Genomic DNA, 12,943 nt, shown 5'->3' with positions numbered 1-12,943 from the left:
TTATAAGATTGATAAAATAGTTATATTTGGCGGAAATTATAATTGTGTTTTAATTTATGAAAAGAGTATTTACTGCTTTAATGTTCACTTTTATAGGGAGCGCTGTGTTTGGTCAATGGACACCAACTTCCCTTAAAAAAGGAGACGATAACAAAAGAAGTACAGGATTTAGAGTAGATCAATCTAATGTAAGAGGAAACGGGTACTATAAATTAGACCTGAACTTACTGAGATCTCAGCTAAAGAATGCACAGGAAATGGGTACAAATGCCACTCCTGTAGTGATTTCTCTTCCCACTATGAGCGGGAAGATTGAAAGGTTTAATGTATACAGTTTTCCAGTAGTTGTAAAAGAACTGGCAGACAAGTATGAATTAGGATCTTATGTTGGAACAAGTGTAGAAGACCCTACCAAGTATTTAAGATTCAGTATTGCTCCTAATGATTTTCAATCGATGATCATCCATGGAGATAACTATGAATTTATTGACCCGGCTTCTACAGATAAAACAGTGTATGCCGTTCATCCTAAAACTAAAAAGGATAAAAGTGGGTTCTTATGTTCTACAGAAGAATCTCCTGCTGCTAAAAAAGAAATAGATGCTTTATTAAAAAATGGGCAGTCATTCTCAAATCAGGCAACAACTTTCAATAAGACTTCTGATAAGAAATACAGAACAATGAGACTGGCAATGTCTGTTACCGGTGAGTATACTCAATACTTTATGGGACTTGCTGGTGTACCTGCTACAGCTACAGACGATCAGAAAAGAGCTCCGGCAATAGTTGCAATTAATAATACTTTAACCAGAGTAAACGGAGTTTTTGAGAAAGATTTTGCATTGCATTTGAATTTGCAGAATTTTCCAGGTGTAATTTATATTGACCCGGCTACAGATCCATATTCTGCTGCTAATACAGGAGCGGGGGGTGCATGGAATGGAGAACTACAGGGTGCTTTGACAGCTAATGTAGGAAATGTTAACTATGATATCGGACACTTGTTCGGTAAATCAGGAGGTGGAGGAAATGCCGGATGTATCGGATGTGTATGTATCAATCCTACAGCTACAGTTCCTAAAGGAAAAGGTTCAGGATTTACTTCTCCATCAAATGGAATTCCATCAGGTGATAGCTTTGATATCGACTACGTTGCTCATGAGATGGGGCACCAGCTAGGGGCTAACCATACTTTCTCTCATAATCTTGAAGGAAGTGGTGTGAATATGGAACCTGGTTCAGGAACTACTATCATGGGATATGCAGGTATTACTGGTCCTAATACGGATGTTCAGCCTAATTCTGATCCTTATTTCCATAAAGCAAGTATCGGTCAGGTTCAGGCTAATTTAATTGCAAAAACGTGTGATGTAGAAACTACAATTACTAATAATCCACCAGTAGTTACGGATTTACCAACATATACTATACCTAAAGGAACTGCTTTTGTTTTAACAGGTGGTGCTACGGATCCTGAAAATGATCCAATGACTTACTCTTGGGAAGAAGTTGATAATGCATCAGTTTCTATTAATAAGTTTAACTTAGGAAATACGATGTCTGGAGCTTCGTTCAGATCTGCTGTTCCAAGTACGAATCCGGTAAGATACTTCCCGAAATTTACTTCTGTAATGAATGGAGTATTAAATAATGCAAACAATACTTGGGAAGCGGTATCAACTGTAGCAAGAACAACAAACTTTGCATTAACAGTTAGAGATAATAACTCTAATGTAGCTCAACAGCAGTCAGCTTTTAAAGTTCAGACAGTTGTTGTAGGAGATAACGGACCTTTCAGAGTAGCTAACCAATATGCTGATGTGAATACTCCAACTCCAGTTCAATGGATTGTTGCAAATACAAATGCTGCTCCTTATAATGTAGCTAATGTAAAGATTGACTATACTACAGATAATGGAACAACATGGACTGTATTGTCTGCCTCAACACCTAATGATGGTTCTGAAAACTTTACATTCCCTTCTTCATTGAACGGTCAGACTATTAAAGTAAGAATTTCTTCAATAGGTAATATTTTCTATACAGTAGGACCTGTTAGTATTGCACCTCTATCTGCATGTAGCAGTGCCGCTCCAACGAATGTAGCGGTAAGTAATATTACGGTATCTTCTGCAAGCGTATCATGGATGTCTTATACTGGGGCAACTTATAAAGTACGTTATAGAAAGGTAGGTACAACTGCTTGGACTGAAGCTGATACAACAGTGCCGTCAATCAATTTAGGTAATCTAATAGATGGTACACAATATGAAGTTCAGGTAGCTCTAGTTTGTGGTACTACAGTAGGAACATATTCTGCTTCTGTAAACTTCAGTACACCACAACTTGCTTATTGTACAGCTGCTACGAGTGATTCTAACTATGAGTATATTTCGAATGTAACACTTTCGAATGTAAATAATACTTCAGCAAGCAGTACATATACAAACTATACAACAAACACTGCACTTCAGATAAACTTAACAAAAGGGAATGTTTATCCTATGTCTGTCACTCTTAGTAACCCGGATGTTGCTGATTATGATACAGTAGCTGCATTTATTGATTTTAATAAGGATGGTGTTTTCAGCGAAACAGAAAGAGTATTGAATTATCCTGTAGCGCTTAGTCCGTCGCCAACTGTAGTAACAGGGAATGTTACAATCCCAAGTAGTGCAGTAGAAGGACAGCCATTAAGAATGAGAGTTGTAGCGTTTTTTGTAGGGAATACAAATGCAGGCTTATCATTACCGGCAGATTATTTATGCGGAAATAATTTTGATTATGGTGAGGTTGAAGATTATAACGTAGTAATTACTGGTACCCTTGCTACTTCTGAAACAGCTATTAAAAATAACGGTATTCAGATTTATCCAAACCCGGCAAGTGATATTCTAAATATTACTAAAGTTTCAGATAAGGCAACTTATAAAATCTATAGTGCTGCTGGACAATTAGTAGACAGAGGAAATATCAACGATGGAAAGGTGAATGTTTCAACTTTAGTTAAAGGTGGTTATATAATTACAATAGATGATAAAGGAATTGAGCAATTCAAATCTAAATTCATCAAAAAATAAAGATAACCTTTTAAATATTAGTAAATCCCCGGGCTTTCCCGGGGATTTCTTTATTTAAAGCATAAGTGGAGATATTGTTATATTTTTACAAAAAAACCTAAATGTACCTGTAAATTAATAACAAAAAATGATTAGATTTGTATGATTAATATTATAATGAAAACATTATGAAGAAATTCTTTACCTCTTTAATTCTGTTTCTCTGTTTGATCTGTACAGGCTTTGTATCCAAAGTCTCAGCTCAGGCAGGACAGATCGGGACAGGAACGGGTACCTCGGTGTATCTCCCCATACGTTCCTATTATGGGTATAGTTATTCCCAGCAGATTTATACTGCTGCGGAGCTTACGACTGCTATAGGTACGTCGAACTATATCACGGCTGTAAAGTTTTATTCCACCACCGTTTCAACATCACAGGATGTATATAAGGATTGGGTGGTATATATGGGAAACACAACCCAGAATAACTTTGCAACCACTACAAACTGGGTTCCATTAAGTGGTTTGACCCAAGTTTTCGCCGGAAATTTACCTAACCTGACAAATGGGAACTGGGTAACTCTTCAATTGGCAACTCCGTTTTTGTGGAACGGAACAGACAATCTTGTGATTGCTGTAAATGAAAAAACTCCAGGTTATTCGTCTTCGCCAGGTACAGCTTGGGGATCTTATAACGCAGGAGCAAACAGAGGGATGATCTATTATGAAGATTCTGCAAACCCAGACCCTGCAGCACCTCCTGCTGCAAAAGACAGAGTTGCAGATATTCCTAGAATACAGTTGGAAAGCCATCCGCTGCCAGCTTGTTCAACAGCTCCTCCTACCAATATTACAATTTCCAACCTGACAACAACTTCGGCTAATGTAGGTTGGTATCTTTCTGCAGGTGCTACGTATGTTGTACGATACAGACCTGTAGCAGGAGGACCTTGGGTGACAATTAACGTAACAACACCTTTGGTAGGAAACCAGATCATTACCGGATTAACAGAACAAACCCAGTATGAAGTTCAGGTAGCTACTATCTGTGGGGGTACTCAGGGAGCATTCTCTTCCAGTATAAACTTTACAACTCCGGCACTTACTTATTGTAATTCAGCGGCTACAAGTACTTTTATTGATGGGTATATAAGCCAGGTTGCAGTTAATGCACAAGGAGCTCCTTCGATGGTGAGTAACTCTAATCAAAGTGGTTACACAGATTATAGTACAGATCCTACAAGATTAGTTACTTTGGTAAGAGGAGGTACTGCTACTGTTTCTGTAGCAAAAACATGGCCGGGTTACCAATATAGCTTCTTAACAGGAGTTTGGATTGACTTTAACCGTAATGGTATTTTTGAAGCGACTGAAAGAGTATTGACTTCTCCAAGTAATACGACAACGCCGGTTACGGCCACATTCAATATACCAAATGCTGCAGGTGGTGCATATACCGGAAACCTTACTACCAGAATGCGTGTAGTAATGAATGAGTACAGTCCTATTAATGCTTGTGGAACTTATTCTTATGGTGAAACTGAAGATTATGCTGTTAAACTTATTGATTTATCAGCATGTACTACAGCTCCACCGGCTGACATTCAGGTAAACAATGTAACTCCTTCTTCTGCTAACGTTACTTGGACATCAACTACAGGAGCTACTTATATTGTAAGATACAGAGTTTCTCCTTCCGGTGCATGGCAGCAGATTGCTGTAAATACACCTTTGGTAAGTAACCAAATACTTACAGGATTATTAGAGCAGACTACATATGACGTTCAGGTAGCTACTATTTGTGGAGGTACTACAGGTGCATTCTCTCCGAGTGTAACCTTTACAACTCCTGCTCTTACTTATTGTACGGCAGGTCCTACAGGTAATACTGCTACTAGCGGATATATTAATAATGTAACCGTTACTCCTACGAATACTCCTATCATGTTGAGTAATTCAGGATCGGATAACTATAAAGATTATACACCAGATCCTACAAGAGTAGTTATATTTGAAAGAGGTTCTGCAAATAATAAAATTTCTGTGAACAAATACTGGCCAGGTTCTCCTACATCTTATGGAGTTTCAGCTTGGGTTGATTTTAACAGAAATGGAACATTTGAAACGAGTGAGAGAATTCTGAATACTACTTATAATACAACTACTCCGGTAACGGCAACTTTTGCTGTCCCTACAGTGGCGAGTGGAAATGTATATACTGGAACTCTTCCTACCCGTATGCGTGTAGTAATGAGATATTTTGATAATGCTAACCCTTGTGGAACATTTACCCAGGGAGAAGTAGAAGATTATGCAGTAAAATTTGTAGATTCTCAACCATGTTCAACAGCTCCTCCAACGAATATTACAGTAAACAATATTGGTGCAACTACTGCAACAGTATCATGGGTTGCAACTGTAGGAGCTACTTATAATATAAGATGGAGAACTACTCCTGGAGGGGTGTGGCAGACGGCTACTGTGCCAGCTGGTCAAAACTTCTATGGAATCACTGGTCTTACTGAGCAGACAAATTATGAAGTTCAGGTCTCTACAACATGTGGAGGTTCTACAGGATCTTACTCATCATCAGTAACGTTTACAACACCACCGCTGTCTTACTGCCAGATGACAGGTACCGGAACGAATGACCATATTTCGAATGTAACAGTTACCTCTTCGAACCTTGGAGTTCCTCCAATGAACAATACTTCAGTACAGACTAATTACACCAGCTATACAACACCTGAGACTCTTATTACTTTAGATGTTAATTCTCAAAATAATAAAATCTCTGTAGCTAAAGGTTGGACTGGAGCAACAGGAAACGATGCTGTAACAGCATGGATTGACTTTGACAGAAACGGACAGTTTACAGACGCTGAAAGAATTTTAATTTCTCCAGCTAACACAACTACCCCTGTTACTGCTACGTTTGCCGTTCCTTCAACATCTTATACAGGTCCATTGACAACTACAATGAGAGTGGTACTAAAACGTACAAGTGCTCCTGTAATGTGTCAGAATGCAGTAGATGGAGAAGTGGAAGACTACAGAGTAAGAATCAGACCTTGTAGCAATGCAACTCCAAACGCACCTACATTTACTACTACTCATACAACAGCTACTGTTACAATTACAGGAGCAGGAGTAAGTTATTTGGTAAGATACAGAGTTCAGGGTACAACAGCTTGGACACAAGTATATGCTTCAACACAATTGGGGAACCTTCCATTAGTAATCACCGGATTGACACCAGCTACCACTTATGAAGTAGAAGTAGCTGCAATTTGTGGAGATATTGTAGGAACAGCAACTCCAATCAAGACATTTACCACAAGATGTGATCCTACTCCTCCGAATGTGACAGTAGGTAACATTACTCCAACAACAGCATTGATTACATGGGCACCACTTGCAGCAAGTTCTACCTATACAATGAGATGGAGAAAAGTAGGTACTACTACATGGAATATTATCAGTTTACCAGCAGCTCCTGCAAATACTTATGTGTTAGGTAGTGTGACTCCATTAGAGCCTTTCACTACTTATGAAGTACAGATTGCTAATATGTGTAACGGAGAAACTGCTCTGAATCCATATTCAAACCCTAAAGTATTTACAACAGAAAGAATCTGTGAAATTCCGCCTCCAGGATTAACAATTACTCAATTGCTTCCTACATCGGCAGCAATCCAATGGGATCCTTTCCCTGGAGCAACATATGTTCTTAGATATAGAAAAGTAGGTATTCCAAGCTGGACAGAAGTACCATCATTAGTTAATAACCTTGTATTAACAGGTCTTACAGAATTAACTAAATATGAAATGCAGGTGGTAAATATCTGTAACGGGACACCAGGAAATTATACTCCTCCATATTACTTCACAACTCCTACAGTAATTTACTGTCAGATGAATTCAGGAAGTTCTATAGGCGAGCATATCTCTAAAGTTACTGTGAAGCCTACCGGTAAGAAAACAATGGAGAATGAATCAGGAGCATCAACGTATACAGATTATACAGGAGTTCCTAAAACATTCATCGAAATGATCCAGGGATCAACAGATAATGAGATCATCATTGAGAAGAAGTGGACAGGAAACACGTACAACGAAGGAATCGCAGTTTGGATTGACTTCAACAGAAATGGTGAATTTGATATCAATGAAAGAGTATTAAGCTCTCCACCAAATACAGACAGCCCCATCTCAGGTAAATTCAATGTACCGGCAGATGCGTTTGTAAGTATGACGGATTACAAATATGTAGTGATGAGAGTAGCAATGGAAAGAGACGGTATTCCTGTAAACTGTACAAGCTTCAAAAACGGAGAAGTAGAGGATTACACAGTAAGAATCTCTAAGCCGATTGTTGCTAATCCAATTGATCAGACGGGTATCATGATTTATCCTAACCCGGTAAGCTCAATATTATTTGTTAAAAATATCAGCAAGAGAGCTAAATATAAGATCTACAATGCTGCAGGACAGGTAATAGGAGATGGTATCTTACTAAACAATCAAATCAACGTAAGCAGATTGATTAACGGTGTTTATGTAATTGATATCGATGATAACGGTAAAACTGTTCAGAAGAAATTTATCAAAGAATAAGTAAACTAAATATCAAATAGAATAAGCCTCCAGAAATGGAGGCTTATTTTTTATCCTTATTATTATTGATTAATTACAATGTACAACGCTTCCGGCCAATTTATATCAGGTAGAATAATATTAGACTGATATGAGTAAATTAATCAATAGTGTATATGTTATCTCTAATGAAGATAATGGAAATATCATCCAAAAGAAATTTATAAAGGAATAATACAAAAAGCCCTCAAAAAAATGAGGGCTTTTTTATTTTTAAGCGAGAAAATAATCTTTAGGAATATTTCTATTCAATGGCAAAGATTACTTTTTCGGTCTGTTCTTTTAATTCTTGCAGATTGGTATTGTTGTAGATGATACAATCTGCCATTTTAATTTTATCCCTTTCAGGCATCTGTTTTTCCATAACAGCCTCTACTTCACGATAGGTTTTATTATCTCTATCCATTACTCTTTTAGCCCTGATATTATCCTCAGCTGTTACCAAAAGAGATTTATAACATTGTCTGTTAAGTTTTAGTTCAAACAATAATGCAGTTTCTTTGAAAACCAAATATTTGCTTTGCCTACTTACCCAATCTTCAAAATCAATTCGTACAGCAGGGTGTATGATTTCATTTAATTGCTCGAGAATATCACTATTGTTGAAAACCTTACTGGCAACGAATTTTCTGTCATACAATCCATTTTCATCATAAGATTCTTCGCCAAGAAGTTCCTTGATCTTTATTTTCAGATCTTCATTCTCATTGACGATTGCCTTTGCTCTTTCATCGGAATAATAAACCGGAAATCCGAATTCCTCTATAAAGCGGGCTACTGTAGTTTTTCCAGAGCCAATTCCGCCTGTTAAACCTATGATCTTGGGTGCTGGTTCCGGTTCAGCCTGTTGTGTTTCTGAATGTAATTCTTCCATGATTTAAAATTAATATCCAAAAACATCATTAAAGGTAAACGTCTCATCAAGTCTTACCCCTTTGTCGGTCATTTTAAGACTTGCCAGCTCATTATGAGCATCATGTTCAAAGAATAATAAATATTCGTTATCTACACACTGCTTTAGGAATTTTCCCTTTTCTTCCAATGTTAAAAGAGGTCTGGTATCATACCCCATCACATATACCTGGTTGATATGTCCTGCTGTAGGAATAAGATCTGCAGCAAAAACGACTGTTTTTTCCTGGTATTGAATGACCGGAAGCATTTGTTTTTCTGTATGTCCATCCACAAAGATGACATCCATCTTCAGATCAGGAGCAAAACCGTAATTTCCGGTAGTAGGAAGCGGTAAAAAATTAAGCTGGCCACTTTCCTGTATCGGCATAATATTTTCCTTCAGGAAACTTGCTTTTTCTCTCGCATTAGGTTCTGTTGCCCATTGCCAGTGATTTTCATTAGTCCAGAAATTAGCATTTTTGAAAGCGGGCCTGTATCCGGTTCTGTCATCATTCCATTCTATAGCACCACCACAGTGATCGAAGTGAAGGTGGGTAAGGAATACATCCGTAATATCCTCCTTTATAAAACCGTATTTCTTTAGATTTTTATCAAGAGTATCATCTCCAAAAAGAGAATAATGCCCGAAAAATTTATCATCCTGTTTATTTCCAAGACCGCAGTCTACCAGGATTAGTTTTTTTCCGTCTTCAATAAGCAGGGAACGTGTTCCCAGTTCGATTAAGTTTTTTTCGTCTGCCGGGTTTGTTTTTTCCCACAGACTCTTCGGGACGACTCCGAACATAGCACCGCCGTCCAGTTTAAATTTTCCACATTGTATTGGATATAACTTCATATGTATATTTTGATTATTTTTTTATTGCTTTCATTTTCTCCGCAATTTTTTTTGCGTTATCATCAGAACCCTCAAGATGATTGATAATATTTTCATAATCAGTCTCTTTTCTGTTCTGAGAAAGTTTTTGCTTGATAAATATTTCGTTAGGAATTATTTTAATGCCAAAAGCACCCTTCATTTCCTTTTCCACGAATTCTTTTCCCATATCCTTCACCATCATCGGGCATTGCTGAATTTTTTCATATTTGGAAGTTAATTTATCCAAATGAGCATAAAGCTCATCATGATTCATCAGTTCAATCTTTCCATAGATCTGTACTGCTTCATAATTCCAGGTGGAAACATTAATATGATCGTACCAGCTGCTGGATATGTAAGTGTGGGCTCCTAAAAAATCACAAAGAGCCTCATCTCCGTTTTTTAAGGTTTTCGCCTGTGGGTTAGCTCTCGAAATATGAGTTTCAATATAAGCATTTTCCGGATCATCTTCATTTAACATCATCATAGCATGGGTCGCCCGGATCTTGTCAACAGAAGAAATCAATAAAGCAAAAGAATTTTCTTTGATAATCTCTCTCATCAAATTGTAATCTTCGCTTCTGTATAATTTGGGTATAAACATAAACTAATAAACTCTCATTAACCTAAACCTTAAACCTTGAATCTTTGAACTAAAAAAGTTCACCCGGATTTTTAGGTCTGGTAATATTTAAATGTTTGTAAGCTTTGTCAGTAACTTCTCTTCCTCTCGGAGTTCTGATAATAAATCCTTCCTGAATCAAAAATGGCTCATAAACTTCTTCCAGTGTTTCAGGATTTTCAGCAATAGAGGTGGCCAAAGCAGAAATACCAACTGGTTTTCCTTTAAAATTTTCAATCATAACACGCATGATCTTATTATCCATTTCATCCAATCCAAATTCATCCACATTGAGAGAGTTCAGCGCATATTTTGTAATATTGATCTCAATTTCACCGTTCCCTTTGATCTCCGCGAAATCACGTACCCTTCTCAATAATGCATTGGCAATCCTTGGGGTTCCACGACTTCTTCTAGCAATTTCTATCGCTGCATCTTCGTAAATAACAACTCCCAGAACCCTTGCACTTCGTTGGATAATCGTAGACAAAAGTTCAATAGAATAATACTCCAGTCTGCTTTGAATCCCGAATCGGGCAAGCATAGGTTTGGTAAGCATTCCGCTTCTTGTAGTTGCTCCCACCAGAGTAAAAGGATTCAGCCCAATCTGCACACTTCTGGCATTAGGACCTGTTTCCAGCATGATGTCAATCTTATAATCTTCCATTGCGGAATACAGATATTCCTCTACAACAGGAGAAAGACGGTGAATTTCATCAATGAAAAGGACATCATTTTCTTCCAGATTTGTTAATAAACCAGCTAAACTTCCGGGTTTATCCAATACAGGACCAGAAGTAATCTTACAGTTCACTCCAAGCTCATTGGCAATAATATTGGCTAAAGTGGTTTTACCAAGTCCCGGCGGACCATGCAATAAGACATGATCTAATGCTCCTCCGCGTCTTTTCGCAGCGGTAACAAAAACTTCAAGGTTCTCCAGCGTTTTTCTCTGCCCCGCAAAATCTTTAAAGCTCTGGGGACGGATCTGTTCTTCCTGCATCAGCTCCTCGCGTGAGTAGTTTTCCTTATCTGGATGTAAAAAATCTGGCATTAATTCATTTCATTTACCTCAAAGATAGCAAATTTAGACTAAGGTTGAAGGGCAGATTGAGAAAAGGTTAAGATTGATGCTGAGTTTACGCTAAGGTTAAAAATGAGAACAGCTAAGATTTAAATAATTGGGATATTTTAAGTATTTTTGAGAGGAGAAATTATTGATAAAAATTATTGAAATTTTGATTGTTTAGAAGACAGGTGTTGATAATAAATGAATCAGCCTCAATCTGAATATTAGTATTAACTTTAAACTCATGAAATTAATAGGACCATTTAAGCAGGTGGTAACGCTTGCTAACTTACCATTAAGAGGAAAACTTTCCGATGAACAACTTGAAATTATTGTAGACGGAGGAATTGTAGTAGAACAGAATATCATTCATAAAGTTGGAAATTTTGAAACATTAAAAGCAGAAAATCCTACCATAGAAATCGAAAACATCGAGGGAGAGCAGATTGTTTTTCCTGCTTTTGTAGATTCACATACCCATATCTGTTTCGGAGGAAACCGTGCCAATGATTTTGCGATGCGTAATGCAGGGAAAACCTATCTGGAAATCGCTGAAAGCGGTGGTGGAATCTGGAGTTCTGTGCAGCATACAAGAAATGCATCAGAAGAAGAATTGCTGAAAACTTTAATAGAAAGAATCAACTTTTTGGTTGATTTAGGAATTACCACTATTGAAGTGAAGAGCGGCTACGGACTGGATATAGAAAATGAGCTGAAGATGCTTAGAATTATTAAAAAAGCACAGAATGAAACTAAAGCTACTTTAGTTCCTACCTGTCTTTCGGCTCATTTAAAGCCTAGAGATTTTGAAGGAAACAATCCTGAATATCTTGAGTATATCATTACTGAAATTTTACCAAAAGTAAAAGAAGAAGAATTGGCGAATAGAGTAGACATCTTTATCGAAAAGTCTGCATTCCAGCCTGAAGAAAGTAAAGAATTCTTGCTTAAAGCAAAAGCATTAGGTTTTGAGATTACCGTTCATGCAGATCAGTTTACGCCAGGAAGCTCAAGAATTGCAGTAGAGGTGGGAGCTGCATCTGCAGACCATTTAGAAGCAACTATTGATGAGGATATCGATTTTTTGGCTAAGTCTGATACCGTAGCAACAGCACTTCCCGGAGCAAGCTTAGGACTAGGAGAAAAATTTACTCCTGCAAGAAAATTATTAGATGCAGGAGCTATTGTAGCGATTGCAAGTGACTGGAATCCTGGATCAGCGCCGATGGGAAATTTAATTACCCAGGCTTCTATCTTAGCCACTTTCCAGAAACTGACCACTGCTGAAGTGTTGGCAGGAATGACTTTCCGTGCAGCTTATGCCCTTAATCTTGAGGATAGAGGACAGTTGAAAACAGGGAAAAAAGCAGATTTTGTCACTTTCAAAACCAATAACTTCCAAAATGTACTGTATAATCAAGGAAGCTTGAATGCGGAACATGTTTATATTGATGGGATTTCAATATAAAATTTACTATTTTGAAAGCTATTAAAAATTTGATAATTTATTTGGTACTACTCATAGTATCTTTAAATGTGATTACTTTTTTGCAGTCTTTTTGGAATTATAGGAATTTGATCGAAGGGGAAAAACAGTTTTTAGAAATATTTTATTCCGGATTTCTTTTTATAGCTTTTCTAGCGATAGTACTATTATCTTTTTACTTTTTTTTCATGATCATATTTTGTATTTTTCAAATAATGAAAAGTGTATACACTTCCTTGATTAGAAAAAGTAAACAATAAAAAAACTGGGATAACAAT

The 12,943-nt window shown here is 37.2% G+C and carries 7 protein-coding genes; 3 read left to right on the top strand and 4 right to left on the bottom strand.

Features of this window, described 5'->3' with window-relative positions; translation table 11 throughout:
- Nucleotides 1-56: 56 nt before the first annotated feature.
- Both ACTJIP_RS19180 and ACTJIP_RS19175 read left to right on the top strand, forming a co-directional pair.
- Nucleotides 57-3,080: a reprolysin-like metallopeptidase gene (locus ACTJIP_RS19180; RefSeq protein WP_440704957.1), complete on the top strand. Its 3,024-nt coding sequence runs from the start codon at nt 57-59 to the stop codon at nt 3,078-3,080.
- Nucleotides 3,081-3,247: 167 nt separating this feature from the next.
- Entirely contained in the window at nt 3,248-7,678 is a 4,431-nt protein-coding gene (locus ACTJIP_RS19175) for a GEVED domain-containing protein (RefSeq protein WP_077418874.1), read from the top strand.
- A gap of 283 nt (nt 7,679-7,961) precedes the next feature.
- On the opposite strand, the gene coaE is transcribed toward ACTJIP_RS19175, so the two are convergent.
- From coaE to ruvB, 4 genes are read right to left on the bottom strand one after another with little or no spacing between them, the layout of a single operon-like run.
- On the bottom strand, nt 7,962-8,591 hold the full coding sequence (gene coaE, locus ACTJIP_RS19170; protein WP_077418875.1) for a dephospho-CoA kinase: 630 nt from the start codon (nt 8,589-8,591) through the stop codon (nt 7,962-7,964).
- A 9-nt stretch (nt 8,592-8,600) separates the two neighbouring features.
- Nucleotides 8,601-9,467: an MBL fold metallo-hydrolase gene (locus ACTJIP_RS19165; RefSeq protein WP_077418876.1), complete on the bottom strand. Its 867-nt coding sequence runs from the start codon at nt 9,465-9,467 to the stop codon at nt 8,601-8,603.
- A gap of 13 nt (nt 9,468-9,480) precedes the next feature.
- Nucleotides 9,481-10,092, bottom strand: coding sequence for an FMN-binding negative transcriptional regulator (locus ACTJIP_RS19160; RefSeq protein ID WP_077418877.1), 612 nt, complete (start codon nt 10,090-10,092; stop codon nt 9,481-9,483).
- A gap of 49 nt (nt 10,093-10,141) precedes the next feature.
- Complete coding sequence (ruvB, locus tag ACTJIP_RS19155) at nt 10,142-11,164, bottom strand: Holliday junction branch migration DNA helicase RuvB (RefSeq protein WP_047425136.1); 1,023 nt, start codon at nt 11,162-11,164, stop codon at nt 10,142-10,144.
- A gap of 259 nt (nt 11,165-11,423) precedes the next feature.
- Between ruvB and hutI the strand changes: the two genes are divergently transcribed.
- On the top strand, nt 11,424-12,647 hold the full coding sequence (gene hutI / locus ACTJIP_RS19150) for an imidazolonepropionase (protein WP_077418878.1): 1,224 nt from the start codon (nt 11,424-11,426) through the stop codon (nt 12,645-12,647).
- Nucleotides 12,648-12,943: the final 296 nt, after the last annotated feature.

Origin of the sequence: Chryseobacterium sp. 22543 (assembly GCF_052044565.1) — a bacterium.
Lineage (GTDB): Bacteria > Bacteroidota > Bacteroidia > Flavobacteriales > Weeksellaceae > Chryseobacterium.
The sequence above is the reverse complement of the archived record's forward strand: the minus strand, read 5'-3'. Positions and strand labels throughout refer to the sequence as shown.